The sequence below is a fragment of the Paracoccus sp. C2R09 genome (genome assembly GCF_018860625.1).
Classification (GTDB): Bacteria; Pseudomonadota; Alphaproteobacteria; order Rhodobacterales; family Rhodobacteraceae; genus Paracoccus.
This window is the reverse complement of the sequence record NZ_JAHKQB010000014.1, coordinates 274,994-300,756: the sequence shown is the minus strand read 5'-3', so window position 1 is coordinate 300,756 and position 25,763 is coordinate 274,994. Positions and strand designations below refer to the sequence as shown.

The following is a 25,763-nucleotide window of genomic DNA, read 5'->3' as shown; positions in this document are numbered from 1 at the left end:
AGGGATGAAACCGCCGCGAAAGGGCTGCCCATGTCGTCGAAGGCCAGAACCAGGCTCAGCTTCTACCTGCTCGTGCTGCTGACGCTCTATGCGTCATTCGCCGGCGCGGCCTGAGGGGGCGCGTCATGGCACGGAAATATGGCGGGCGCTTCTCTCCGCGGGACATGCTGAAGAACAACCTGCCCGACGGGACGGCGCGGCCCGACCTGCCGCAGGTTCCGCGCCACCCCCATGAAGGGCGCCCGAAATGGGTCACGCTGGCGGCCAGCCCGTTTCTGCTGGGCGCGTTCTTCCAGTCGGCGGGCGGAATGGTCGCGGACCTTGCGGCCTTCGGAATGATCGCCAGCGGCATGTGGATGACCCGCGAGGGACTGGAGGCGCAGGCCGCCTTCGAGGCCCGCCGCGTGGCCAAGCGCCCCGCGATCCCGCGCAAGCTGTTCGGCGGGGTGCTGGCGGGCATCGGGCTGGGAATCGGCGCGGCCGAACCGGGTGCGGTGGCGGGCACGGGCCTGATCGGCATCGCGGGGATCGCGCTGCATCAGCTGGCCTTCGGGCTGGACCCCTGGCGCGACAAGGGCGCCGAGGGCGTGGACGATTTCCAGCAGGAACGCGCGGACCGCATGATCGACGAGGGCGAGACCTATCTGGCCGAAATGCGCGCCGCCATCGCGCGGGCCGGCGACCGGCGGCTCGAGGCGCGTGTCGGCATGTTCGAGGCCAGCGTCCGCCATCTGTTCGAAAGGGTGCGCGCAAACCCCTCGGGGCTGGCCTCGGCGCGGCGCTACATGGGTGTCTATCTGATGGGCGCACGCGATGCGACCAGCCAGTTCGCCGACCTCTATTCCCAGACCCGCGACGAGGGCGCCCGGCAGGAATACGAAAGCTTCTTGGATGATCTGGAAAAAGATTTCATCGCGCGTGCCGACCGTCTGATGGATGGCAACCGCGAGGCGCTGGACATCGAGATGTCGGTCCTGCGCGAACGCCTTGCACGCGAAGGGCTGACCGGCGCGGCCACCAGCGTCCCCTCGGGTGAACGCCCCCGGATCGAGAGCCAGGAGGCGCAGACATTGGATCAGCTTCTGTCGACCTCGTTTCCCGACCGGAAGATCGGAAGCAGGCAGGACTGATGCCCCGTTACGCATTGAAGATCGAATATGACGGCGCTCCGTTCGCCGGATGGCAGGCGCAGGCCGATCAGCCGTCGGTGCAGGGCGCGATCGAAACCGCGCTTGCGCGTCTGGATACAGGATTTGCCGCAGGCGCGCGGATCGCCGCGGCGGGACGCACCGATGCGGGGGTCCATGCCACGGGCCAGGTCGCGCATGCCGATCTGCTGCGCGACTGGGACCCGTTCCGCCTGTCCGAGGCGCTGAACTTTCATTTGAAGCCCGCGCCCGTGGCCATCCTTGCGGCGGCGCGGGTGGATGACGATTTCCATGCCCGCTTCTCGGCGCATGAGCGGCGTTATCTGTTCCGGGTGGTCAGCCGCCGTGCGCCGATGACGACGCAGAAGGGGCAGGTCTGGCAGGTGCAGAACCCGCTGGATCTGGACGCGATGCGCGCGGGGGCGGCCCATCTGGTCGGCCTGCACGATTTCACGACCTTCCGATCCTCGATCTGCCAGGCGAAAAGCCCGGTCAAGACGATCGACGAGATCACGATAGACGCGCATCCCATCCCGCATGGGACCGAATTCCAGTTCCGCCTGCGGGCAAGGTCGTTCCTGCACAACCAGGTGCGTTCGATCGTCGGAACGCTGGAACGGGTCGGCGCGGGGTCATGGCAGCCCCACCGCGTGCGCGATGCGCTGCTGGCCGCGGATCGTGCCGCCTGCGGTCCGGTCTGTCCGCCGCAGGGGCTGTATCTGACGGGGGTGGGTTACCCGCGCGATCCCTTCGCCTGACGGCGGGACCGGGGAGAGGGGCCGACCGGAAGCCAGGTCCGGTCCCCGCGACGCCGGCGCGGACGTTCGTCCCTGCGCGAGACCACGATCTTGATCGTGTGCCACAGGATCCACAGGTCCATGCGCATGCTGCGATGACGCTGATAGATCAGGTCGATCTTCAGCTTGGCCGGCAGGCAGCGGCGGTAATAGGCGGCCTCGGTCGCGCTGGCGGATTTGCACCGCGCAAGGATGCGGTCCTCGTGGCGGTGATAGATCAGCGTGGCAAGGCCCGTGGCGCCCGGACGGCTGTGCAGCACCTGCGCATAGACGGCAGGAAAGCGTTCCACGTATTCGCGCAGCGGCGGCCGCGGTCCGACAAAGCTCATGTCGCCGCGCAGGATGTTGAACAGCTGCGGCAGCTCGTCGATGCGGGAACTGCGCAGGAAGCGCCCGACCGGCGTGATTCGCCAGGCCTTGTGCGCCCCGGTCGCGCCGAAATCATGTTCCTCGCACAGCATGGTGCGGAACTTGTACTGGTTGAACGCCTCGTTCGGGCCGCGCATCCGATGCGCGGTATAGAGGATCGGCCGCCCCTGCAGCACCAGCAGGGTGCAGGCCACGACCAGCATCACGAATGACAGCGGGATCAGCAGGATCAGCGCGAAGGTGAAGTCGAAGATCCGCTTGGATCGCGGCATGGGATCGACACCGGGGGCCGAGGCCTCGCCCATGAACCAGCCCATTCTGGGTGCTGTCAGGCTGGCCAGACGCGCCGCGTCGGTCTTTTCCCAGTCGTGGTGGATCGTCACGCTACCGTCCAATCGTGGATGTTGCCGCACCTTCAAGCCGCTAGCACAGTTGCCGCGGCATGGGAACGGCTGCCGAAGGATTCGGCAGTACATCTTGCACAAGCATGGCGCATCGGCCACTGTTGCCACGCTATCGGGGCCGTGTTGGGCAAAGGATCGGCAGAAAGATGCGCAAATTCCTCGTACTTCTGGATGACAGCAAGGAATGCCTGAACGCGATGCGCTTCGCGGCGATGCGGGCCGCGAAGACCGAAGGCGGCGTGGTCATCCTGTCCGTCATCCCCGCCGAGGAGATCCAGCACGGTTTCGGCGTGGCCGACGTCATGCGCGCCGAGGCGCGCGAGCGGATCGAGGCCCATTTCGAGGTCTTCGCCAAGTGGATGCGGTCGCGTCCGGGGATCGAGCCCGAGCTGGTCATCCGCGAGGGCGACCCGGCCGAGGAACTGATGGCCCAGATCGCCGATGACGACGATATCGGCATCGTGGTGCTGGGGCTCAGCCCGGAAAAGGCGGGGCCGAACCCGGTGCTGAACCGGCTGCTGCGCGATCCGGGCGCGCTGCACTGCCCGATCACGGTCGTGCCGGGCGATCTGTCCAAAGAACGGCTGGAATCCATCACCTGACGGGCTGCTTGACCCAAGGGCGTACGATCGCCATATCGGGATCAAAGGAGCCGCCCCATGTTCATCCAGACCGAAACGACCCCGAACCCCGCGACGCTGAAATTCCTGCCCGGCGAGACCGTGCTGGGTGCAGGCACGGCCGATTTCCCGACGCCCGACAGCGCCGCGACCTCGCCCCTGGCCAAGCGGATCTTTGCGGTCGAGGGTGTGACGGGCGTGTTCCTGGGCCGCGATTTCGTGACCGTCACCAAGGTCGAGACCGCGCCCTGGGACCATCTCAAGCCCTCGATCCTGGGCGCCATCATGGAACATTTCCAGTCGGGCGCGCCGGTCATCGAAGGGGCTGCCGATCATGACGGGCATGCCGCCCATGATGGCCCCGACGGAGAGATCGTGGGCCAGATCAAGGAGCTTCTGGACACCCGCGTGCGCCCGGCGGTCGCGCAGGACGGTGGCGACATCACCTTCCACGGGTTCGACCGCGGCGTCGTCTATCTTCACATGCAAGGCGCGTGCGCGGGCTGCCCGTCCAGCACGCTGACGCTGAAGATGGGGATCGAGAACCTGCTGCGTCACTATATCCCCGAGGTGATCGAGGTCCGCCCCGTTGCCTGACCGCCTCACCTTGGGATTCGACACATCGGCCGCGCATTGCGCGGCCGCTTTGCTGCGTGGCGACACGCTTCTGACCAGCCGTAACGAGGAGATGGCCAAGGGCCAGGCCGAGCGCCTGATGCCGATGATCGAGGAGATGCTGGCCGAGGCCGGCGTCGGGTTCCGCGACATCGACGTGATCGGTGTCGGGGTGGGACCGGGCAACTTCACCGGCATCCGCGTCGCGGTCGCCGCCGCGCGCGGGCTGGCGCTTGCGATGGGCGTGCCGGCCATCGGGATCGGCGCGACCGAGGCGCTGGCCTTCGGGCTGCCCCGTCCCTGCCGCATCGCCATTCCGTCGCGGAACGACACGCTGATCTGGCAGGATTTCGCCCCCGGCGACGAACCCATGGCGGGGGGCCGGCCGCAGCAGGCTGCGACCGGCGCGCTGCCGCCCGGCCCCGCGCCGGCTGCGCCGGCGGTGGAGATTGCCGAAGGGGTCGCCCGCGTGGCGCGCCTGATGTCGGATCGCGGCGACCTGCCCCGTCCCGCGCCCCTCTATCTGCGGGCGGCCGACGCGGCGCCGGGGCGCGATGCGCCCCCGACGATCCTGCCATGACCGATGCCGCCGCATTGGCCGCGACCCATGCGGCCTGCTTCACGGTCCCCCGGCCCTGGAGCGCCGCCGAGTTCGACGACCTGCTGGCGGGGCCGGGTGCCTTTCTGCTGGGCAATCCGCGTGCATTCCTGCTGGGTCGCGCCCTTGCGGGCGAGGCCGAACTGCTGACGCTGGCCGTCGATCTTGCCCTGCGCCGACGCGGGATCGCACGCGAACTGCTTGCGGAATTCGCAGACCGCGCGGCACGTCTGGGCGCGGAGGAGGCATTCCTCGAGGTGGCGGCGGACAACGTTGCGGCACGCAGCCTGTACCTGCGGAACGGATGGGTGGAAGCCGGGCTTCGGCCCCGCTATTACGGGCCTGCGACGGATGCGATCGTGATGCGGTCACGGCTGGAAACGGCCCAACAAGGCGGTTGACCGACCCCGACCGATGCGCCCTAATCGCGTCACCAGACGGGCAAATCTGAATCGCCCGCACCAACAGGATGAGGTTCCTCGATGACTTTCATGAAAACGCTTCTGGCGGGTTCTGCGCTGACGGTTCTGTCCACGGCGGCTGCCCTGGCCGACCCGGCGCTGATCTTCGATCTGGGCGGCAAGTTCGACAAGTCCTTCAACGAAGCGGCCTATGTCGGCGCGCAGCGTTGGGTCGAGGAAACGGGCGGTTCCTATCGCGAGCTGGAGATGCAATCGGAAGCGCAGCGCGAGCAGGCGCTTCGCCGTCTGGCCGAAACGGGGTCGAACCCGATCGTCATGACCGGCTTCGCCTTCGGCGACGTGCTGACCAAGATCGCGCCCGATTATCCGGAAACGAAATTCGTGATCATCGACATGGTGGTCGAGGCCCCGAACGTGCAATCCGTCGTCTTCACCGAGGAAGAGGGCAGCTATCTGGCGGGCGTGATGGCGGCGATGTCGTCGGACAGCGGCAAGGCGGGCTTCATCGGCGGCATGGACATCCCGCTGATCCACAAGTTCCACTGCGGCTTCGCGCAGGGCTTCAAGGCGACCCAGCCCGAGGGCGAGGTTCTGCTGAACTTCACCGGCACCACCCCGGCGGCCTGGAACGACCCCGTGAAGGGCGGCGAGCTGGCCCGTGCGCAGATCTCTCAGGGCGCCGACGTGATCTATGCGGCCGCTGGCGGCACCGGCATCGGCGTGCTGCAGGCCGCCGCGGACGAGGGTGCGCTGTCGGTGGGCGTGGACAGCAACCAGAACGCGCTGCATCCGGGCCAGGTCCTGACCTCGATGGTCAAGCGCGTGGACAATGCGGTCTTCGACGCCTTCACGCAGGGCGCCGATCTGGAACCCGGCATCAAGGTCATGGACCTGGCCGCGGGCGGCGTCGATGTCGCGATCGACGGTTCCAACGCCGAGCTGGTCGATGCCGAGATGCAGGCCGCCATCGACGAGGCCAAGGCGGGCATCGCCTCGGGCGAGATCGAGGTCCACGACTACATGACCGACAACAGCTGCCCGGCCTCGTAATGGGTGCCGCAGGCGAAATGACGGGGGGGCGGTCGCATGCGGCCGCCCCCGCTGCAATCGAGCTGCGCGGCATCTCGAAGGCATTCGGACCGGTTCAGGCGAACCGCAATATCAAGCTGAACGTCCCCAAGGGAACGATCCACGGCATCATCGGGGAAAACGGCGCGGGGAAATCCACCCTGATGTCGATCCTCTACGGCTTCTACCGCCCCGACGCGGGCGAGATCCTGATCAACGGCCAGCCCATCGCCATCACGGACAGCCAGACGGCGATCCGCGCGGGCATCGGCATGGTCTTCCAGCATTTCAAGCTGGTCCAGAACTTCACGGTGCTGGAAAACGTCATTCTGGGGGCCGAGGACGGCGCCCTGCTGCGTCCGTCGCTGGCCAAGGCCCGCAAGGTGCTGAAGCAGCTTGCGCAGGAATACCAGCTGAACGTCGATCCCGACGAACGGATCGAGGAACTGTCGGTCGGCCACCAGCAGCGGGTCGAGATCCTGAAGGCGCTGTACCGCCGGGCCGACATCCTGATCCTGGACGAACCCACGGGCGTGCTGACCCCGGCCGAGGCCGATCACCTGTTCCGCATCCTCGAAGGGCTGCGCGACGAGGGCAAGACCATCATCCTGATCACGCACAAGCTGCGCGAGATCATGGACATCACCGACAATGTCAGCGTCATGCGCCGGGGCGAGATGGTCGCATCGGTCAAGACCGCCGAGACCGACCCCGAGGAACTGGCCGAACTGATGGTCGGCCGCAAGGTTCTGCTGAACGTCGAGAAGGCCCCCGCCAGCCCCACGCAGCCGGTCCTGCAGGTCGAGGGCCTGCGCATGATCGACGATGACGGCGTCGAACGGCTGCGCGGCATCGACCTGCAGATCCGCGCCGGAGAGATCCTGGGCCTTGCGGGCGTCTCGGGCAATGGCCAGACGCAGCTGCTGGAGATCCTTGGCGGCTATCCCCCGAAGGGATCGAAGGTCGAGGGTCGCGTGACCATGAACGGCGCCCCCCTGCCCCTGTCGGGCAGCGGCTGCGACGCCGCCGCGCGTCGCCGCGCGGGCATGGGGCACATCCCCGAGGACCGGCAGGTCGAAGGCCTGATCATGGATTTCGCCGCCTGGGAAAACGTGGCCTTCGGCTGGCAGGACGCACCGGAATTCAATCGCGGCTGGGTGATGGACAACGCCGCCATCCGCGAGGATGCCGCGGCCAAGATGGAACGGTTCGACGTGCGCCCCCGCAACCCGAACCTCGCCGCGCGCAACTTCTCGGGCGGGAACCAGCAGAAGATCGTGGTCGCCCGGGAAATCGAGCGCAATCCGGACCTGCTGCTGATCGGCCAGCCCACGCGCGGCGTGGATATCGGCGCGATCGAATTCATCCACAAGCGTATCATCGAGCTGCGCGACGCGGGCAAGGCGATCCTGCTGGTCAGCGTCGAGCTGGACGAGATCCTGGCCCTGTCCGACCGCGTGGCCGTCATGTTCGACGGGCGCATCATGGGCGAACGCGATCCCGCATCGACCACCACCGGTGAACTGGGCCTGCTGATGGCCGGCGTCACCGATACGAAGAATACCCCCGACGATCAGGGCATCCCGCCCGAACATGCCCATGTCGAGGGACTGCCGCAGGAGCCTCGCTGATGGACAAGATGCCGAAATGGGCGGATGTCATCCTGACACCGCTGATCTCGCTGGTGCTGGCGATGGCGATCTCGGCGCTGGTGATCCTTGCCATCGGGGAAAGCCCGTGGGAAGCGATGAAGACCATGGTGCAGGGCGCGCTCGGGTCCAGCTATGGCTGGGGGTTCACGCTGTATTACGCGACGAACTTCATCTTTACCGGGCTGGCCGTGATGGTCGCCTATCATGCCAGCCTGTTCAATATCGGCGGTGAGGGTCAGGCCGCGATGGGGGGCCTGGGCGTCGCGCTGGCGCTTCTCTACATCCCGTTGCCGCATTGGGCGCTCGCGCTGCCGGTCGCGATGATCGGGGCCGCGATCCTGGGGGCCGCATGGGCCTTCATCCCCGCGATCCTTCAGGCGAAGCGCGGCAGCCACATCGTCATCACGACGATCATGTTCAACTTCATCGCCGCCGCGGCGCTGAACTATGTCCTCGTGCGGCTGCTGCGCCCCGTGGGCAGCATGGACCCGGCATCGGCGCGTTTCCCCGAATCGACGAATTTGCCCACGCTGTCGGACGCCTTCGCGCGTTTCGGCTTCGAATGGGGCCGCAACACGCCCGCCAACGTCACCTTCTTCGTGGCGCTGATCGCCTGCCTGCTGATCTGGCTGCTGATCTGGCGCACGCGGCTGGGCTACGAGATCCGGGCCCTGGGGAAATCCGAACCGGGCGCCGTCTATGCGGGCATCAACCCCGTGCGGATCACCGTGATCGCGATGCTGATCTCGGGCGGGCTGGCGGGCCTCATGGCCATCAACAACGTCATGGGCGAGGCCGAGCGTCTTGTCCTGAACGCGGTCGAGGGCGCGGGCTTCATCGGCATCGCCGTGGCGCTGATGGGGCGCAACCATCCCTTCGGCGTGCTGCTTGCGGCCCTTCTCTTCGGGTTCCTCTATCAGGGCGGGGGTGAACTCGCGCTCTGGACCTCGATCCCGCGGGAACTGATCATCGTCATCCAGGCCTTGGTGATCCTGTTCACCGGCGCGCTGGACAACATGGTGCGGATGCCGCTGGAACGCCTGTTCCTGCGCCTGCGCCGGAAGGAGGCCGCGGAATGAGGATCAAGGATTCCCTCACCGCCATCATCGTGGTCGCGATCTGCCTGATCTGGGCCTTCGTCGATGCGCGCGCGGCTCAGCAGGGCATCGACAGCGCGCTGCGTCTGATGACGCCGCTGCTGCTGGCCTGCCTTGCGGGCCTCTATTCCGAACGCGCGGGCGTCTTCGACATCGGGCTGGAAGGCAAGATGCTGATGGCGGCCTTCACCGCCGCGTCCGCAGCCTATCTGACCGGCAGCGCGTGGCTGGGGCTGCTGGCCGGGATCGCGGGCGCGCTGGCGCTGTCGCTGATCCACGGGCTTGCCTCGATCACGTTCCGGGGCAACCAGCTGATCGCAGGCGTCGCGATCAACTTCCTGGCCTCGGGGCTGACGGTCCTGATCGGTCAGAACGTCTTCGGGCTGGGCGGGCGCACGCCGTCGCTCAGCGGGGCGGGCCGGTTCAACCCGATCACCCTGCCCTTCGCGGAAGCGCTGTCGGGCGTGCCGGTTCTTGGTCCCATCTATTCCGAGCTGATCTCGGGGCAGACGATCCTCGTCTATGTGGCCTTTGCCATGGTGCCGCTGACCTGGTGGGTGCTGTTCCGCACCCGCTTCGGGCTGCGTCTGCGCGCGGTCGGGGAAAACCCGGCCTCGGTCGATACGGCGGGCGTGTCGGTCACACGGCTGCGCTATGCCGCGGTGGCGATCTGCGGCGTCCTGACCGGCATCGCGGGGGCATACCTGGCCACGGGCCTGTCGGCGGGCTTCGTCAAGGAGATGACGGCAGGCCGCGGCTTCATCGCACTGGCCGCGCTGATCTTCGCCAAGTGGAAGCCGTGGCAGGCGCTGTTCGCGACCTTCCTCTTCGGCCTGCTCGAGGCGATCGCGAACCTCTATCCCAACCTGGATCTGGGGATCATCGTGGTGCCGTCCATGTTCATGAACGCCCTGCCCTACATCCTGACGGTGATCATCCTTGCGGGCTTCGTGGGCCGCGCGATCCCCCCCCGCGCCGGAGGAGAGCCCTATGTCAAGGAGCGCTGAGCTTGCAGCCCTCATCCGCGACCGCGCGGGTGAGGAGGCCCCCGAATACGCCCTGACCCTGGGATCGGGGCTGGGCCACCTGTCCGAGAAGATCGAGGGCACGGCCATCCCCTATACCGACCTGCCGGGCTTTCCCCATGCGGGCGTGTCGGGCCATGTGCCCCAGCTGGTCATAGGCCAGCTGGAGGGACGGCGCGTCGCGGTCTTCGGCGGGCGGTCGCATTACTACGAATCCGGGCGGGCGGATGCGATGCGCCTGCCGCTCGAAGTGCTGGCGGCGCTTGGCTGCACGCGGCTGATCCTGACGAATGCGGCGGGGTCGCTGCGCCCCGACATCCCGCCCGGCGGGCTGATGCTGCTGAACGACCACATCGCCTTTGCAGGCACCAACCCGCTGATCGGCGAGGCGACCGATGCCCGCTTCGTTCCCATGACCGATGCCCATGACGCGCAGATGCGCCAGGGGCTGCTGGCCGCGGCCAGGGCCGAGGGGGTCGACCTGCCGCAGGGCGTCTATTGCTGGTTCTCGGGGCCCAGCTTCGAGACCCCGGCCGAGATCCGTGCCGCCCGCGTGCTGGGTGCCGATGCGGTCGGCATGTCCACCGTCCCCGAGATCATCCTTGCGCGGTTCCTGGGGCTTCGTGCCACGGCGATCTCGGTCGTGACGAACATGGGGGCGGGGCTGTCGGACGAATCGATCAGCCACGACCATACCAAGGCGATGGCCCCGATCGGGGCTGCCAAGCTGGAAAAGCTGCTGCGCCGCTTCCTGCGCGAGGCTGACTGACCCGGGGCCCAACTGACCGGGGCCGACCGATCAGGACAGGCGGGCCAGCGCGTCTTCGACCCGGCCCGCCGCCAGTTCCAGATCGTCCAGACCGTCCAGCACCAGCACGCCCGTCTCGCGTTCGGCATAGCGCAGGCGGTGCTTGAGGTAACGCGGATCGTAATGATCGCGCAGCAGTCCTTGCGACAATTCCTTCCATTCGTGGCGCGCAAGCTGCCCGCGCCATTCCTCGATCCGGTCGGCCGGATGCTGGGGCGCAAGCCGTGCCAGGATTGCCTGCACCCGGTCGGGGTCGGCCACCATGTCGTCATATCGCAGCGCGGTATAGGCGGCGCGCGCCTCGACCGGAATCTCCAACCGCAGACGGGGCGCGGCGCAGATCGCCTGCCACATCGCCTTGGGAACGGTGATATTGCCGATGCGGCTGCTCTCGGCCTCGACCAGGACCGGGCGGGCGGGATCCAGCGCCTCGATCTGCGCGGCAAGGCGGCCCTCGAACATCTTCTGGCTGGGCTGACCTTCGGCCACCGCACCGAACAGGCTGCCGCGATGCCGCGCCAGACCTTCCAGGTCGATCACCTGATGCCCCCGCGCGGCCAGCCGGTGCAGGATCTCGGTCTTGGCGCTGCCGGTATTGCCGTCCAGCACCACGACGGGCGACGGGATCGGGCCGTTCTGCAGGCGGTCCACGACAAGCGCGCGCCAAGACTTGTATCCGCCCTCGATGCGGTTCACGCGCCAGCCGATCTGCTTCAGGATCACCTCGAAGCTGCCAGAACGTTGGCCGCCCCGCCAGCAATAGACCAGCGGCTTCCACCCCCCGTCGCGGTTGGCAAGCGGCCCCGCGATATGGCGCGCGGCATTGGCTGCGACCATCGCCGCGCCCATCCGCCGCGCATCGAAGGGCGAGACCTGCTTGTAGATGGTGCCGACCTGCACCCGTTCGTCATCGCTCAGCACCGGCAGGTTGATCGCCCCGGGCAGATGATCCTCGGCGTATTCTGCGGGCGAGCGTACATCGATCACGTCGTCGAAGCCCGCAAGCGCGGGCCCCGAGATGCCGTCCAGACGAAGTGCCAAGATCAGAAGACGTAGACGGGCGTGCCGAGCGGCACCTTTTCGAACAGCGCGATCACGGCCTCGTTGCGCATGCGCAGGCAACCGTTGGACACGGCCTTGCCGATCGAGCCGGGATTGGTCGTGCCATGGATGCGGATCGCCGTGTCGTTGCCGTTCTTGTCGTAGAGATACAGCGCGCGTGCCCCAAGCGGGTTCTTCGGACCGCCCGGCATCCCGTCGGCATATTTCGCATATGCGTCGGGGTCGCGCTCGATCATCGACTGGGTCGGACGCCAGCTGGGCCATTCGACCTTGCGGCCGATGGTGGCCTTGCCCTTCCAGACAAGCTCGGCCGTGCCGACGGCCACGCCGTAACGCACCGCACGGCCCGGGGCCACAACGTGATAGAGGAAGAAATCCTTGCTGACGACGACGATGCTGCCGACCTCGAAATCGTCGCGGATCGCGACCTCGGTCGGGACATAGGGGTCGGCGGCAGGCGCTGCCTGTGCCGAGGCCAGCGCGGGCATGGCGATCAACGGCAGGGCCGAAAGGATCATCTGACGGCGGTTCATGGTCCGTATCCTTCTGTCTGTCTTGCCCCTTGCGATACCGCGAAACGCATCCTTCCCGCAACCGAGACGAGGCGTGATGGCACCGGGGCCTTGACCCAAACGCAACAGACCCACATCTGTTGCACATGGAAGAGGCCCACACCTGTCATGCCCGCAAGGCAAGCACACGCCCGCCGCATCTCTGCCGCGGACGGGGCGACAGGTCGTGCCGCTGCCATGTCTCGGCCCGCAGGCGCCTGTCGCGCGCCGCATGCCACCCCCTGCCCCCCGCCGTGATCCGGCCCGCGACCGATCCCCCCGATCGCGCACCCGCACGACCGCAGGCGCCCCCGGCCCCACCGATCGCAGCCAATTTCTGCAATCCTGGTGAGGCCAATCATGACAAGCACGACTGAAATCGAACTTCCCGTTCCGGGGATCAGCTGCGCCGGATGCGCGACCCGCGTGGGTCGCGCGCTGGACGGTGTTCCCGGCATCGCATCGCAATCCGTGAACCCGATGACGCGCAGCGCGCGCATCGGTTTGGGACAGGCCAGCCTGTCCGACATCCGCCGCGCGCTGGACGATGCGGGCTATCCCGCGCAGCTGCAGACCACCCGCCTGTCGATCGAGGGCATGAGCTGCGCGTCCTGTGCAGGTCGCGTGACACGCGCCCTGCAGGACCGCCCCGAGATCGCCGAGGCGCAGGTGAACCTTGCGACCCATCAGGCCGTGATCACCCATGCGCCCAGCCTCGACCCCGCGGCGCTGGCGGGGATCGTGACCGATCTGGGCTATCCTGCCCGCCCCGCCGCCGATCACGCCGACATCCCCGAGGACGAGGCCGCCCCCCTTGCGCGCGACGCGCTGCTGGCGGCCCTGCTGACGCTGCCGATCTTCGTGACCGAGATGGGCGGCCACGTGTTCCCCGGCTTCCACGACTGGCTGCACGGGCTGGTTCCGATGCGCATGCTGTGGGTCGCTCAGATGCTGCTGGCCTTCGCGGTGCTGGCCATTCCGGGGCGGCGCTTCTTCCGCGCGGGCATCCCCGCCCTGCTGCGCGGCGCGCCCGAGATGAACAGCCTCGTCGCACTTGGTTCGGGCGCGGCCTTCGCCTTCTCGACCGTGGTGACGCTTGCTCCCCAGATCGTGCCCGAAGCATCGCGCGCTGTCTGGTTCGAAGCCGCGGCCGTCATCGTGACGCTGATCCTGACCGGCCGCTGGCTGGAGGCGCGGGCACGCGGACAGGCCGGGCAGGCCATCCGCGCGCTGGTATCGCTGCGGCCCGACAGCGTGACGTTGATCCGCGACGGCCAACCCCGCCAGGTTCCGGTGGAAACGCTGGTGCCGGGCGACCTGCTGCAGCTGGCCCCGGGCGAACGCGTGGCGCTGGACGGCGAACTGGTCGAGGGCCGGGGCGATCTGGACGAATCCATGCTGACGGGCGAGGCGCTGCCGGTCTCGAAATCGCCGGGCGACCGGCTGATCGGCGGCACGATGAACGGGCGGACCGCGCTGACCTATCGCGTGACGGCGACGGGGCAGGACACGGTGCTGTCGCGGATCGTGCAGATGGTGGCCGATGCGCAATCCGCCCGTCTGCCGGTGCAGGCGCTGGTCGATCGGGTGACGCGGGTCTTCGTGCCTGCCGTCATCGGACTGTCGGTACTGACCTTCCTTCTGTGGCTGGCCTTCGGGCCGGGGCTGGCCCATGCCGTCGTCGCCGCCGTGGCCGTTCTGATCATCGCCTGCCCCTGCGCGATGGGGCTGGCCGTGCCGGTCGGCATCATGGTGGGCGGGGGCCGCGCGGCGCAGCTGGGCATCCTCTTCCGTCGCGGCGACGCGTTGCAGCGATTGGCTGACGCGCAGATCGTGGCCTTCGACAAGACCGGCACCCTGACCGAGGGCAAGCCCCGCCTGACCGGCATCCTGACCGACGGGATCGACCGGTCCGAAGCGCTGCGTCTTGCCGCCGCGGCCGAGGCACGTTCCGAACATCCCCTGGCGGCGGCGATCCTTGCGGCCCATGACGGCCCCCTGCCCGAGGCGTCCGAGGTCGAGGCCACCCCCGGTCGTGGCCTGCAGGCGCTGGTCGAGGGGCGGCGCATTCTGCTGGGCAATGCCGCGGCCCTTCGCGATGCGGGCATCGCCCCCCTGCCCGCCCTTGCCGGATCTGACGAGGGCACCGAGGTGCTGCTGGCCATCGACGGGCGGCACATGGCCACCCTGTCACTGGCCGACCGCGAACGCGAAGGGGCCAAGGCCGCGATCGCCGCGCTGCACGAGATGGGCGTGCGCACCGCGATCCTGTCGGGCGACCGCCCGCAGACGGCACGTGCGGTGGCGGACCGCCTGGGCATCGACCGGGTCGAGGCCGGGCTTCTGCCCGAGGACAAGCTGCGCCTGATCGGCGAGCTGGGCGAAGGCGGCGTCTTCGTCGGCGACGGGATCAACGACGCCCCGGCCCTTGCCGCCGCGCCCACGGGCATCGCCATCGGCACCGGCACCGACATCGCCATCGAGGCCGCCGACGCGGTCCTCATCTCGGGCGAGCCCGAGGGCGTGGCCCGGGCCATCCGCCTGTCGCGGGCGGTGATGCGCAACATCCGGCAGAACCTCTTCTGGGCATTCGCCTATAACGTCGCGTTGATTCCGGTCGCGATGGGGGTGCTGGTGCCTTTCGGCGGACCGCAGCTGTCGCCTATGCTGGGGGCTGGCGCGATGGCCCTGTCATCGGTCTTCGTCATCACCAATGCCCTACGCCTGAGGTCCGCCGCATGAAGCTGAACCGCCGCCATCTGCTGTCCCTTGCTGCCGCGGGCGCGCTTGCGCCTGCCCTTCCCGCACTTGCCCAGGGGGCGCCGCGCATCCTGTGCTTCGGCGACAGCCTGACGGCGGGATACGGGCTGGACCAGGATCAGGGGCTGGTGCCGCAGCTTTCGGGATGGCTGAGGGCGGCGGATCGTCCGGCGATGCTGCTGAATGGCGGCCTGTCGGGCGATACCACCTATGGCGGGCGCATCCGGATCGAGGTCTCGATGCCCCGCCACGATCCCGACGCCGTCATGGTTGAACTGGGCGGCAACGACATGCTGCGCGGCTGGACGGCGGCGGATGCCGAACCCAATCTGGATGCGATCCTGACCCGCGCGGGGCGTGGCGGGCGTCCCCTGTTGCTGGTGGGCATCCAGGCCCCCAAGGGCCCGGACGACTGGCGCGCGGATTGGGCCGCGCTGTGGCCGCGTCTGGCCGAACGGCACGGCGCGCTTCTGCTGCCCGATCTCTATGCGCCCCTGGCGGCGGTCGACCCCGAGCTGCGCGGGCCGCTGCTGCAGCCCGACGGGGTCCATGCCTCGGCCGAGGGGGTGCGCCGCATCGTGGCCGAACTGGGCCCCGTCACGGCGCAGCTGATCGGCCGACTGGCGGCCTGATTAGCGATCAGTGTCCGGCATGGGCGTCATGCCCGTCGCCGTGATCCATCGCGCCGCGTTCGTTATCCACGACGGCATCGACATCGACCGTGCCGCAATCGCCGAAATCCAGCGTGAAGGCGACCTGATCGCCGTCCTTCAGGGGCGCGGTCAGGCCCATCATCATCACATGGTCCGCGCCGCGCATCATCTCGTGCGCCTCGCCCGCCGGGATCTCGATCCCGCCCTCGATCTTGCCCATGCGCATGACGCCGTCTTCCTCGGCATGGGTGTGCAGTTCGACCCGTTCGGCCGCGTCCGAGGTGACGCCCTGCAGCGTGCAGGCGACATCGCGGTGGTTTTCCAGCTGCATGAAGATCGCCGCGGTCACCGGGTTGGTGCTGCGGGCGAAGGCGTCGTTCACATGCATTCCGTCATGGGCGAAGGCCGCAATCGGCATCAGGGCCAGCAGGCCGGTCGGAAGAAGAAGTTTCATGGTCGTGTTCCTTGGGGTTCAGGTTTCCGTGGTCGTTCTCGGAAACCCGCCCGGCGGATCGCGCGCCCGGAAGGACACATCCCCGGCAGGACGCATCGCCTGCGCCGTGTCCGGCCAATGGATGGATCGCGGCAGCCCCGCCCGGGCAGGCAGGCCCGCATCGGCCGGCAAGGGGGCCTGCAGGAAGGCCAGCGCCATGTCCGGACAGAGATGCACGTCGCCGCCGCCCCGCCCGTCCGGCACCGTGACGACGCCGTTCCCGGTGCACAGGACGATCTGCCCGCCGCTGCCGATCGTGCCGCGCGCGGCACCGATCCCGACCGAGGTCAGCGCAATGGCGATCGCCAGCAATATGGGCAGGGGCCGGAACATGCGGCGGACCCTAGCAGCGGCAACCGGGCAGGTCAGCAGGCAAAAGACGATCCGTCGCAGGCCGAAATGCGAAAGCCCCGCCGGTGGCGGGGCAATCCGTCAGGTCTGTCGGCAGGACCACCCTGCCGCCGGAACCTCAGGCCGAAAGGGCGGCTGCGCCTTCGGTCGACTTCGCGATCTCACGCTTGATCTTCAGCGCACGATCCGACAGCTCGGTGTCCTTGGCTTTCGCCAGGAAGGCGTCGAGACCACCACGGTGATCGACCGAACGCAGGGCGGCTGCCGAAATGCGCAGCGAGAAGCTGCGGCCCAGCTTTTCCGACATCAGCGTGACGTCGTTCAGGTTGGGCAGAAAACGGCGACGGGTCTTGTTGTTGGCGTGGCTGACATTGTTGCCTGTCATCGGGCCTTTGCCGGTCAGTTCGCAGACGCGCGACATGGTGTTGTTCCTTCGTCTCAGCTATGCGGGCGTTCCCGGCGGTGGGTCCGTCCCAATGTGAAAGGGCGCCGCGAGGCAGCGCCCGGAATTCCGTTCGCGGGTGATTACAGCGGCAACTGCCCTGCGTCAACCCGATTCGCCCCCGGATCGCGATAGGACGCCTCGAGCGCGATGAGCCGCTCCTTGCGCCACAGACCGCCTGCATAACCGGTCAGCTTGCCGTCGCTTCCTATCACGCGATGGCAGGGAACCACCAGCGCCAATCGGTTCCCGGCATTGGCCGCGGCCACCGCGCGGACGGCACGGGGGCTGCCGATATCGGCAGCCAGCCCGCCATAGCTCCGCGTCTCGCCGGGCGGCACCTGGCGCAGCGCGGTCCAGACGCGGCGCTGGAATTCTGTCCCGTGCAGCGTCACCGGCAGGTCCAGCCGCCCGTCCCGGCCCGCGAAGAAATCCTGCAGCGCGGCCTCGACCCGGTCGGTCACGGGCCTGCGCCCCAGCCCGATCCGTCCGCCCACCATGCGCGACAATCGCTGAAGCCCTGCCGGCAGCGCCTTGCGGTCCACGAATTCCAGCAGGTGCAGCGACCGGTCGTCCACGATGGCGATCATGCCCCCAAGCGGCGTGTCCAGCCATTCCGCCGACAGATCGCCCCCCTGCCGCAGATCCTGCGGCGCATGGCCGAAAAGCCGCCTGAACGCCGCCCGAAACCCCGATGCGCTGTCGAACCCCGCCTCCAGCTGTGCCTCGATCACGTCATCCCCGATTGCGATACGTTCCAGACCCTGCCGCATCCGCACCTCGCGCGCCATCTGCAGGAAACTGCGCCCCATATGCGTGCGGAACTGGCGCCGCACCGTGGAGGGGTCATGCCCCATCGCGGCCAGATCGGCTTCGGTCCAGCGCCGATCCGGCTGCGCCTGCAGCTGCGCCAGCAGCCCCTCGACCAGCGCGGGCAATGGCCGATCCTCGGGGCGGCAGCGCAGGCAGGGGCGGAACCCGGCCGCCCGCGCCGCGGCCGCATCCGCGAACCACCGGCAGTTCCGGGCCAGTGGCTTGCGCGCCGGGCAGGTGAGGCGGCAGAAGATCCCGGTCGAGGTGACGCCGACCAGCGCCCGCCCCTCATAGGCCGGATCGCGCGCCAGAAGCGCCTGATAGAGCGTGTCATCGGTCGCATCGCGCATGGGAACACCTTTCGTCATGCGTCCCATCATGCCACGGCCCGGACCACGACGGGGCCGCAAATCGGGCAGTCATTTCGCGATGCGTCATCTTTCGCCCAGCCAGTCCAGCATCTCATGCGCGGCCTGCCCGGGGGGCAGATCGCCCGCCGCCACGCGCCTGCCCAGCCGTTCGACCTGCATGCGCGCATCCGGGGTCTCCAGCTGCGCCAGAAGACCCGCGCGCAGTTCGGCCATGAACCAGTGCCGCGCCTGCTGGGCGCGGTTCGTGTCGAAATGCCCGGCCTCCTTGCGCCACCTGGCAAGGGTCTGCATCTGGTCCCATGCCTCGGGCAGGCCCGAACCGGTCGCCGCCGACACGGCCAGCGCCTTGGGGAATCCTTCGGGGTCCTGGGGCCGCTTGCGCAGCAGGCGCAGCGCGCCCGCGTAATCCGCGACCGTCCGGCGGGCCGTCGGCAGCAGGTCGCCATCGGCCTTGTTGACCAGCACGAGGTCGGCCATCTCCATGATGCCGCGCTTGACGCCCTGCAATTCGTCGCCCCCCGCAGGCGCCAGCAGCAGCACGAACAGGTCCGTCATCTCGGCCACCAGCGTCTCGGACTGGCCGACGCCCACCGTCTCGATCAGGACGATGTCGTGGCCCGCGGCCTCGCACAGGCGCAGCGCCTCGCGGGTGCGGCGGGCGACGCCGCCCAGCTGCGCGCTGGAGGGGCTGGGCCGGATGAAGGCGCGCGGATTGCGCGACAGCATCTCCATCCGGGTCTTGTCGCCCAGGATCGAGCCGCCCGACCGGGTCGAGGACGGATCGACCGCCAGCACCGCCACGCGCAGGCCCGCCTCGGTCAGGGCGGTGCCGAAGGCCTCGATGAAGGTGGACTTGCCCACCCCCGGCGTGCCCGACATCCCGATCCGCAGGCTGCCAGGCGCGGGCGGCAGCACCGCCAGCAGGTCCTGGGCCCGTGCGCGATGGTCGGGTCGGGTCGATTCCACCAGCGTGATCGCGCGCGACAAGGCCCGCCGGTCCCCCTGCAGCAATGGCTGAATAAGCTGATCCATGATCCCCGCCGATCCGTTTCACGACAGACTGGACCAGCGAAGACCCGCGGACAAGGCTTGCAGGCCGCGCAGCTTGCTTGCCAGACGCACCCCCCGGGGCGTAAACTGCCCCATCGCCGAAAGGAGCCGCCTTCCATGCCGACGCCATCGAGACGAGCCGTCATTGCCGGCCTGATGGTCAGCTGGATCCCCCTGCGCGCAGCCGCCGCGCCGGGCCTTCAGCTGATGGTGATCACATCGCGTGACTGCCACGAAAGCGCGGATTTCCGGCGCGAGGTCATGCCGGGATACGGGCGCACGCCCGCCGCGCGGGTCGCGCCGATGATCGAACAGCCGATGGATGCCGCATGGCCCGACGGGCTTGCCATCGGACGGATGCCGCGCGTCACGCCGAGCTTCCTGATCCTGCAGGGCGGGGTCGAGATCGCTCGGTTCGAGGGATATTCCGACGCCGCGACATTTCACGAGCGCCTGAGTTCGGCGCTGAGCCGCAGCGGCGCGGCATATTGAAGGGGGAAGACGACATGAACCAGATCACGGAGATGTCAGAACGACAACGCGAGGCCCGTGCTGTCACGGGCATGACCCAATCCGAGATGATCCGCCGCGCGGGCGAGGCCAGCGCCTTCATGAAGGCGCTGGCGCATGAAGGCCGGATGATGATCCTGTGCCATCTGTCGGCCGGCGAACGTACCGTCAGCGAACTCGAGCATCTGCTGGGACTGCGACAGGCCGCGGTCAGCCAGCAACTGGCCCGGCTGCGCGCCGAGGGGCTGGTCGAATGCCGACGCGACGGCAAGGCGCGCTACTATTCGGTCGCCGATCCCCGCGCGGCCGAGGTCGTGGGCCTGATGTACAAGCTGTTCTGCGCCCCCGACAGCTGAAGCGGGCTTTTGTCCCGCGCGGCCATGGGTTAGGCATGCGACGTTCCCAAGCGACAGGATCGACGCCATGCATGATATCCGGGCCATCCGTGAAAATCCCGAAGCCTTCGAGCGCGCACTGAACCGGCGCGGCCTCAGCGGGCTGAGCAACCAGATCCTGTCGCTGGATTCCGAACGCCGCGCCTGCATCAGCGCCGCCGAGACCGCGCAGGCCGAACAGAACAAGGCCAGCAAGGAAGTCGGCGCCGCCAAGGCACGCGGCGACGAGGAGGAATTCCAGCGCCTTCGTGCCCTGGTGGGCGAGAAGAAGGCCGATATCGCGCGGATGCAGGCCGAGGCGGACGAGCTGGACGCCCGCTTGCGCGACCTGCTGATGGGGATCCCCAACCTGCCGCTGGACATGGTCCCCGACGGCGAGGACGAGGACGACAATGTCGAGCTGCGCCGTTGGGGCAATCCGCAGGTCTTCGACTTCAAGCCGCGAGAGCATTACGAGATCGCGGGCGTCGTCCCCGGCATGGATTTCGAGACCGGCGCCAAGCTGTCGGGCAGCCGCTTCGTCGTGCTCAGGGGCGCGGTCGCGCGCATCCACCGCGCGCTGGCGCAGTTCATGATCGACCTGCATGTCGATGCACACGGCCTGCAGGAAACCTGGACCCCGGTCCTGGTCCTGGAAGACATGATGACCGGCACCGGCCAGCTGCCGAAATTCGGCGAGGACAGCTACAAGACCCGCGAAGGTTACTGGCTGATCCCCACGGCCGAGGTCACGCTGACGAATACCGTGCATGGCGATCTGGTCGAACATGCCACCCTGCCCCGCCGCCTGGTCGCCCACAGCCAGTGCTTCCGTTCCGAGGCCGGCAGCGCGGGCCGCGACACCAGCGGCATGCTGCGCCAGCATCAGTTCGAGAAGGTCGAGATGGTCTCGATCACCGATGCCGAGAGCGGCATGGCCGAACACGAGCGCATGACCCGCTGCGCCGAGACGGTGCTGGAGAAGCTGGGCCTGCCCTATCGCACGATGATCCTCTGCGCGGGCGACATGGGCGCGGGCGCCCGCGTCACCTATGACATGGAGGTCTGGCTGCCCGGTCAGGACCGCTATCGCGAGATTTCCAGCGTCAGCTATTGCGGCGATTACCAGGCGCGGCGGATGAATGCCCGCTATCGCCCCGAGGGCGGCGGCAAGCCCGAATTCGTCCACACGCTGAACGGTTCGGGCCTGGCGGTGGGGCGCACCCTGATCGCGGTGCTGGAAAATGGCCAGCAGGCGGACGGTTCGGTCGCCCTGCCCGAGGTTCTGTGGCCCTATCTGGGCGGTCGCAAAACCCTGAGCGCGGAAGGTCAGCTGGTCTGACCGACATTTGCGTTCCCCGTGCAACCGGGTTCGCGGTTGCGCGTTGGCCGGGATGAAGTTGACCGGTGTGATCATACAGACGCTTGCCGCCCTGATCTTCGTGATCGGCGGCATCGTCTTTTCCTGGCGGACCCATCCGCCGGTCTTCACGCCGCCCATGCTGTCCGGGCCCGCGATCCTGACCCCCTACAACGTCACGTCGAACATGCCGACCAGCGGGGCGCCCGAACTGGCCGAGGGGATGGCCATCCCGCTTCTGTACCTGGACCCGGCCAACGTGCTGATGTGGGCGCTGCTGCTGCTGGTCTGGTTCGCCATCGGCGCGGATGTGCTGGGCCAGTGGCTGGACCCCACGGACCGACGCGAACTGCGCAACGGGCGCAGCCGGATCTGGCCGCAGCTGGCCGCTGCACTGATCGCGCTGGCCATTTCGCCATGGCTGTTTCCGAACGACCGCGAAGGATTGCTGCTGGGCACGGGCATCGGGATGCTTTTGGCGATCTGGGCCGCAAGGCGCGCGGCGGGCCGCCAGAGACCCGCGGTGGGGTTCCTGGCCGGATGGGCCACGGCGCTGTTCTCAGCCACGCTGGCGGGCAGCCTGACCGACATCTACAACCTTCAGACCCAGGCCATCGCCGCATTGGCGATCCTGCCCGGCACCGCGATCGGCATGGCGGCGCAGATCTGGATCGGTCCCAGCATCGGATATTCCATGGCGCTGATCTGCGCCTTCTGCGCGGTGGCCGTCACGGCCATGGGCAGCGACCCGGTGATCGCGCTGGCCGCCATCCTGGGGATTTCCGGGATGGCGGCCGTGCTGATCCGCGCGGCAAGCTGAAGGACCTCAGCCCTTCGGCTTCTGACGGTTCTTGTGCTTGGACAGGGCGCCGGACTGATTGATCTTCTGCGCCTTGGCCTTGTAGGGGTTTTCCTGACCCTGATCGCGGAAGAACAACCGGATCGGCGTGCCGGGCATGTCGAAATCGATTCGCAGCCCGTTCACCAGATACCGCTGATAGCTGTCGGGGATCTGATCGGTATGGGTCGATTTCACGATGAAGGCCGGCGGACGCGTCTTGACCTGCGTCATGTAGCGCAGGCGGATGCGGCGCCCACCCGGGGCGGGGGGCGGATGGCTCTCGGTCATGGCCTCCAGCCAGCGGTTCAGCTTGGCGGTGCTGATGCGGCGGTTCCAGACCTCGTGCGCCTTCAGGACGGCATTGTGCAGCCGGTCCAGACCCTTGCCCGTGCGGGCCGAGACGGTGACCAGCGGCGCACCCTTCAGCTGGGGCAGCAGGCGCTCGAAGCTCTCGCGCAGTTCCTTCAGCTTCTCGGGCTTCTCATCCTCCAGATCCCACTTGTTCGCGGCGACGACCACGGCGCGGCCCTCGGTCTCGGCGAAATCGGCGATGCGAAGATCCTGTTGCTCGAACGGGATGGCCACGTCCAGCAGGACGACCACGACCTCGGCAAAGCGGACGGCGCGCAGACCGTCGGCGACCGACAGCTTCTCGACCTTATCGGTGACGCGGGCACGCTTGCGCATCCCGGCCGTGTCGAAGATCCGCATGGGCGTGCCCATGAATTCGGTCGTGACGCTGATGGAATCGCGGGTGATCCCGGCTTCGGGGCCGGTCAGCAGGCGATCCTCGCCGATGATCTTGTTGATCAGCGTGGACTTGCCCGCATTCGGGCGACCGATCACGGCAAGCTGCAGGGGGCGCGCGGCGCTCGGGCGCCAATCCTCCTCGCCCTCGCCCGACTCGGCATCCTCGTCGGACAGGGTCACGTCGGTCTCGGCGGCGATGGGTGCGGGGCGCGCGGCCTCGACCTCGTCGGCCAGGGGCATCAGCACGGAATAGAGATCGTCCATCCCCTCGCCATGCTCGGCCGAGATGCGCAGCGGATCGCCCAGGCCGAGGCCATAGGCCTCGAGCGCGCCGGATTCGCCCGCCCGACCCTCGGCCTTGTTGGCGGCCACGATGACGTGCTTGGCGCGGCGGCGCAGGATGTCGGCGAAATATTCGTCCGCCGCGGTGACGCCCGCGCGGGCATCGACCACGAACAGGCAGATATCGGCCTCGTCCACGGCGCGTTCCGTCAGGCGGCGCATGCGCCCCTGCAGGCTGTCATCCTCGGCCATTTCCAGGCCGGCGCTGTCGATGACGACGAAGCGCAGGTCGCCAAGGCGGCCCGCGCCTTCGCGGAGGTCGCGCGTGACGCCGGGCTGGTCGTCGACCAGCGCCAGCTTCTTGCCGACGAGACGGTTGAAGAGGGTCGACTTGCCCACATTGGGGCGGCCGACGATGGCGAGTGTGAAGGTCATCTGTATGCGTGCAACTGGCCGTCGCGTCCGACGACATAAAGGGTCTGTCCGGCGACGACAGGAGCAGAGGCGGCGCCGCCGGGAATTTCAGCCTGCCCCGTCAGCGCGCCGGACGCCGGATCGAAGATCCGCAGCACGCCGTCCGAAGAGGCGACGAACAGCCGACCGCCTGCAAGGACGGGGCCGTAATGGGCGTGGATGCCGGACTGGCGGCGAACACGCTCGGTGGTGAAATAGGGCATGGGCTGGCGCCAGATGACGCCGCCGGTCGCAGCGTCCAGGCGGATCAGCTCGGCCTGGTCGTTGACCGCGAAGACCGAACCGCCGGCGACGACCACCGGGCCGGATGCGCCGTCATCGGCATCCCAGTCGCGCATCCCGCTGGCCATGTCGACCGCGTCGATCCGCCCCGAGGACGTGCCGCCATAAACGCGCCCGCCCGCGATGACCGGATCGCCGGTCACGTCGCGGATATATCCGATGCTGCGGCCCGCGCGCTGGCCCGCGATCTGCGCGGTCCAGTTCGTCAGCCCGCTGGTCGCGTCCACCGCCACCAGCTGCCCCGAGGCGAAGGGGAAGACGACCGTTCCGCCCGACACGGCGGGCGTCGACACGCCCATCACCCCCGAGGTCGAGGGCGACCCCGAGGTCTGCCACATCACGCGACCGTCGCTGGCGCGCACGGCCCAGCCCACGCTGTTGCGCGAGGCGACATAGACCATGCCGTCCCGAACCGCGGGACCGCCGCTGATGGCATTGTCCACGCGCTGGCGCCAAAGCACCGCGCCGCTGATGGCATCCAGTGCGACCAGTTCGCCAAAGCCCGTGGTCGCGAAGATGCGCCCGCCCTCATAGGCAAGCCCGCCGCCCGACGCGCTGGCGGGGTTTTCCTGCACGGGCGTGATGTCGGTGGACCAGGCCCGGCCGCCATTCAGGGTCGTGGCGGTCACCCGGGCCTGCGCATCCAGCGTGAAGGCCAGACCACCCGCGACGACCGGATCGGCGGTGATGCGGTGGCTTTTCGATGCGCCCTGCCCGATCGATGCCGACCAGATGCGGCTGGTGCCCTGCCCGATGGCCGCGTGAACGGGCGCATGGGCCGCGTTGCCGCCACGCTGCGTCCATTCGGCATTGCCGGAAATCGCGGGCAGCGACAGCGCGGTGCTGCTGACGCCGGGCGCGCCTTCGTATCCCGGCCCGTCGGGCGAGGTGACCGCAAGCGGATCGAGCCGCTGGCCCGGCAGCTTTTCGTCGCGGTCGCAGCCTGCAAGCCCGATGGCCGTGGCAATCGCCAGCGTCAATCGCAAGGTCGCGGTCATTCCCCGTATCTCCCTCGTCCGTTCCTGATGCCCAAGGGCCCGTCCTTAGCCGCCCGAGGCCATGTCGCCATTCGGCGCGGGGTCCGCACCAAGGGCGATCATCATCTCGGACAGGCGGTTGCGCAAGGCCTGGCTCAGGCCATTCTTCTGCTGGATCTGGCGGATCAGCGTGATCGCATCCTCGCGCCGTCCCGCATCGATCAGGGCGACGGCCTTCTGTTCCAGGGCCAGCAGCTCGAACGGGGCGCCCGCGCGCGACAGGCGCGTCAGGATCTGGTCGCGTTCGGATGCATCCATCGCGGAACCGGCAGCGATCACGCGCTTCAACTGCGCCAGCTCGCGCAGGACGTCGCCCTCGGGGGCGATCTCGGCGGCCTCGGACAGGGCCGCGACGGATGCGGCATCGTCACCCTCGGCCATGTAGGCGCCGGCGGCCAGAAGCTCGGTCAGGGCCGCGCGCACGCTGGAACCCTGGGGGTCCACATCCGCGATGCCGGCCGCGCCGCCATCCTCGGCCGCCAGCACGGCATCGCCGAAGGCCTGCGCCGATGCGCGGTCGCGGCTGTTGCTGTATTCGCGCCAGCTTGCCCCGCCCACGATCGCCAGGATCACCACGGCGCCGATCCAGCCGAAACGGCGGAACGCCCCATAGAGGCGGTCGCGACGCAGTTCGTCCGTGACTTCGTCGATGAAGCTGTCGTTCTGGTTGGCCATGGCGGCAAT

28 protein-coding genes are annotated in these 25,763 nt (G+C 68.4%); 17 read left to right on the top strand and 11 right to left on the bottom strand.

All coding sequences use genetic code 11. The features are described 5' to 3' along the window. The first annotated feature begins 125 nt into the window (after positions 1 to 125). Together KO490_RS05545 and truA are read left to right on the top strand one after the other, a co-directional pair. Positions 126 to 1,130 carry a 5-bromo-4-chloroindolyl phosphate hydrolysis family protein gene (locus KO490_RS05545; protein ID WP_216018393.1) on the top strand — a complete coding sequence of 335 codons (1,005 nt, stop codon included), beginning with the start codon at positions 126 to 128 and terminating at the stop codon, positions 1,128 to 1,130. After that, on the top strand, positions 1,130 to 1,906 hold the full coding sequence (gene truA, locus KO490_RS05540; RefSeq protein ID WP_216018392.1) for a tRNA pseudouridine(38-40) synthase TruA: 777 nt from the start codon (positions 1,130 to 1,132) through the stop codon (positions 1,904 to 1,906). Before KO490_RS05545 ends, truA begins: the two co-directional genes overlap by 1 nt. Here the strand turns inward: truA and KO490_RS05535 are convergent. Next, positions 1,882 to 2,697 carry a sugar transferase gene (locus KO490_RS05535; protein ID WP_216018391.1) on the bottom strand — a complete coding sequence of 272 codons (816 nt, stop codon included), beginning with the start codon at positions 2,695 to 2,697 and terminating at the stop codon, positions 1,882 to 1,884. The genes truA and KO490_RS05535 overlap by 25 nt on opposite strands. 167 nt (positions 2,698 to 2,864) lie before the next feature. Between KO490_RS05535 and KO490_RS05530 the strand changes: the two genes are divergently transcribed. The 9 genes from KO490_RS05530 to KO490_RS05490 all read left to right on the top strand — a co-directional run bounded on the left by KO490_RS05530 (position 2,865) and on the right by KO490_RS05490 (position 10,584). After that, positions 2,865 to 3,320 (top strand): universal stress protein, encoded by a 456-nt coding sequence (locus KO490_RS05530; protein ID WP_216018390.1) that lies wholly within the window; start codon positions 2,865 to 2,867, stop codon positions 3,318 to 3,320. Between the two features lie 57 nt (positions 3,321 to 3,377). Further along, a complete protein-coding gene (locus KO490_RS05525) occupies positions 3,378 to 3,935 on the top strand; it encodes a NifU family protein (RefSeq protein WP_216018389.1) in 558 nt (185 codons plus the stop codon). Further along, positions 3,928 to 4,533: a tRNA (adenosine(37)-N6)-threonylcarbamoyltransferase complex dimerization subunit type 1 TsaB gene (gene tsaB, locus KO490_RS05520; protein WP_216018388.1), complete on the top strand. Its 606-nt coding sequence runs from the start codon at positions 3,928 to 3,930 to the stop codon at positions 4,531 to 4,533. The genes KO490_RS05525 and tsaB overlap by 8 nt, the downstream gene beginning before the upstream one ends. Beyond that, the gene (locus KO490_RS05515; protein WP_216018387.1) at positions 4,530 to 4,952 is read left to right on the top strand and encodes a GNAT family N-acetyltransferase; all 423 of its coding nucleotides are present in this window, start codon (positions 4,530 to 4,532) and stop codon (positions 4,950 to 4,952) included. The genes tsaB and KO490_RS05515 overlap by 4 nt, the downstream gene beginning before the upstream one ends. A gap of 81 nt (positions 4,953 to 5,033) precedes the next feature. Beyond that, on the top strand, positions 5,034 to 6,023 hold the full coding sequence (locus tag KO490_RS05510; protein WP_216018386.1) for a BMP family protein: 990 nt from the start codon (positions 5,034 to 5,036) through the stop codon (positions 6,021 to 6,023). Further along, positions 6,023 to 7,672: an ABC transporter ATP-binding protein gene (locus KO490_RS05505; protein WP_216018385.1), complete on the top strand. Its 1,650-nt coding sequence runs from the start codon at positions 6,023 to 6,025 to the stop codon at positions 7,670 to 7,672. Before KO490_RS05510 ends, KO490_RS05505 begins: the two co-directional genes overlap by 1 nt. After that, positions 7,672 to 8,772, top strand: a complete 1,101-nt coding sequence (locus KO490_RS05500; RefSeq protein WP_216018384.1) for an ABC transporter permease — start codon at positions 7,672 to 7,674, stop codon at positions 8,770 to 8,772. Before KO490_RS05505 ends, KO490_RS05500 begins: the two co-directional genes overlap by 1 nt. Then, positions 8,769 to 9,797 carry an ABC transporter permease gene (locus tag KO490_RS05495; protein ID WP_216018383.1) on the top strand — a complete coding sequence of 343 codons (1,029 nt, stop codon included), beginning with the start codon at positions 8,769 to 8,771 and terminating at the stop codon, positions 9,795 to 9,797. Before KO490_RS05500 ends, KO490_RS05495 begins: the two co-directional genes overlap by 4 nt. Then, positions 9,781 to 10,584, top strand: coding sequence for a purine-nucleoside phosphorylase (locus tag KO490_RS05490; protein ID WP_216018382.1), 804 nt, complete (start codon positions 9,781 to 9,783; stop codon positions 10,582 to 10,584). Before KO490_RS05495 ends, KO490_RS05490 begins: the two co-directional genes overlap by 17 nt. A gap of 30 nt (positions 10,585 to 10,614) precedes the next feature. On the opposite strand, the gene mnmH is transcribed toward KO490_RS05490, so the two are convergent. Both mnmH and KO490_RS05480 read right to left on the bottom strand, forming a co-directional pair. Then, entirely contained in the window at positions 10,615 to 11,664 is a 1,050-nt protein-coding gene (mnmH, locus tag KO490_RS05485; protein ID WP_216018381.1) for a tRNA 2-selenouridine(34) synthase MnmH, read from the bottom strand. 2 nt (positions 11,665 to 11,666) lie between these two features. After that, entirely contained in the window at positions 11,667 to 12,218 is a 552-nt protein-coding gene (locus KO490_RS05480; protein WP_216018380.1) for a L,D-transpeptidase, read from the bottom strand. 378 nt (positions 12,219 to 12,596) lie between these two features. Here KO490_RS05480 and KO490_RS05475 point away from each other — a divergent pair, with 378 nt between their 5' ends. Continuing rightward, on the top strand, positions 12,597 to 14,978 hold the full coding sequence (locus KO490_RS05475) for a heavy metal translocating P-type ATPase (protein ID WP_216018379.1): 2,382 nt from the start codon (positions 12,597 to 12,599) through the stop codon (positions 14,976 to 14,978). Then, positions 14,975 to 15,628, top strand: a complete 654-nt coding sequence (locus KO490_RS05470; RefSeq protein WP_216018378.1) for an arylesterase — start codon at positions 14,975 to 14,977, stop codon at positions 15,626 to 15,628. The genes KO490_RS05475 and KO490_RS05470 overlap by 4 nt, the downstream gene beginning before the upstream one ends. Before the next feature lie 7 nt (positions 15,629 to 15,635). Here KO490_RS05470 and KO490_RS05465 read toward each other — a convergent pair whose 3' ends face one another. From KO490_RS05465 to meaB, 5 genes are all read right to left on the bottom strand, one after another. After that, on the bottom strand, positions 15,636 to 16,103 hold the full coding sequence (locus tag KO490_RS05465) for a copper chaperone PCu(A)C (protein WP_216018377.1): 468 nt from the start codon (positions 16,101 to 16,103) through the stop codon (positions 15,636 to 15,638). An 18-nt stretch (positions 16,104 to 16,121) separates the two neighbouring features. Then, positions 16,122 to 16,475 carry a hypothetical protein gene (locus KO490_RS05460; RefSeq protein WP_216018376.1) on the bottom strand — a complete coding sequence of 118 codons (354 nt, stop codon included), beginning with the start codon at positions 16,473 to 16,475 and terminating at the stop codon, positions 16,122 to 16,124. A gap of 136 nt (positions 16,476 to 16,611) precedes the next feature. Then, complete coding sequence (gene rpmB / locus KO490_RS05455; protein ID WP_216018375.1) at positions 16,612 to 16,914, bottom strand: 50S ribosomal protein L28; 303 nt, start codon at positions 16,912 to 16,914, stop codon at positions 16,612 to 16,614. A 104-nt stretch (positions 16,915 to 17,018) separates the two neighbouring features. Then, entirely contained in the window at positions 17,019 to 18,116 is a 1,098-nt protein-coding gene (locus tag KO490_RS05450; RefSeq protein ID WP_252727019.1) for a bifunctional transcriptional activator/DNA repair enzyme AdaA, read from the bottom strand. A gap of 66 nt (positions 18,117 to 18,182) precedes the next feature. Beyond that, on the bottom strand, positions 18,183 to 19,151 hold the full coding sequence (gene meaB / locus KO490_RS05445; RefSeq protein ID WP_216018374.1) for a methylmalonyl Co-A mutase-associated GTPase MeaB: 969 nt from the start codon (positions 19,149 to 19,151) through the stop codon (positions 18,183 to 18,185). Between the two features lie 135 nt (positions 19,152 to 19,286). Between meaB and KO490_RS05440 the strand changes: the two genes are divergently transcribed. From KO490_RS05440 to KO490_RS05425, 4 genes are all read left to right on the top strand, one after another. Further along, positions 19,287 to 19,661 carry a SoxS protein gene (locus KO490_RS05440; RefSeq protein ID WP_216018373.1) on the top strand — a complete coding sequence of 125 codons (375 nt, stop codon included), beginning with the start codon at positions 19,287 to 19,289 and terminating at the stop codon, positions 19,659 to 19,661. A 14-nt stretch (positions 19,662 to 19,675) separates the two neighbouring features. Next, positions 19,676 to 20,035 (top strand): ArsR/SmtB family transcription factor, encoded by a 360-nt coding sequence (locus KO490_RS05435; RefSeq protein ID WP_371822272.1) that lies wholly within the window; start codon positions 19,676 to 19,678, stop codon positions 20,033 to 20,035. 67 nt (positions 20,036 to 20,102) lie between these two features. Continuing rightward, positions 20,103 to 21,395 carry a serine--tRNA ligase gene (gene serS, locus KO490_RS05430; protein ID WP_216018372.1) on the top strand — a complete coding sequence of 431 codons (1,293 nt, stop codon included), beginning with the start codon at positions 20,103 to 20,105 and terminating at the stop codon, positions 21,393 to 21,395. 58 nt (positions 21,396 to 21,453) lie between these two features. Continuing rightward, on the top strand, positions 21,454 to 22,233 hold the full coding sequence (locus KO490_RS05425) for a hypothetical protein (RefSeq protein WP_216018371.1): 780 nt from the start codon (positions 21,454 to 21,456) through the stop codon (positions 22,231 to 22,233). Between the two features lie 6 nt (positions 22,234 to 22,239). Here the strand turns inward: KO490_RS05425 and der are convergent, their stop codons facing one another. From der to KO490_RS05410, 3 genes are read right to left on the bottom strand one after another with little or no spacing between them, the layout of a single operon-like run. Continuing rightward, complete coding sequence (gene der, locus KO490_RS05420; protein ID WP_216018370.1) at positions 22,240 to 23,721, bottom strand: ribosome biogenesis GTPase Der; 1,482 nt, start codon at positions 23,719 to 23,721, stop codon at positions 22,240 to 22,242. Then, positions 23,718 to 25,040, bottom strand: coding sequence for a PQQ-binding-like beta-propeller repeat protein (locus tag KO490_RS05415; protein ID WP_216018369.1), 1,323 nt, complete (start codon positions 25,038 to 25,040; stop codon positions 23,718 to 23,720). The genes der and KO490_RS05415 overlap by 4 nt, the downstream gene beginning before the upstream one ends. 45 nt (positions 25,041 to 25,085) lie before the next feature. After that, a complete protein-coding gene (locus tag KO490_RS05410) occupies positions 25,086 to 25,754 on the bottom strand; it encodes a hypothetical protein (RefSeq protein WP_216018368.1) in 669 nt (222 codons plus the stop codon). Between the last annotated feature and the right edge of the window lie 9 nt (positions 25,755 to 25,763).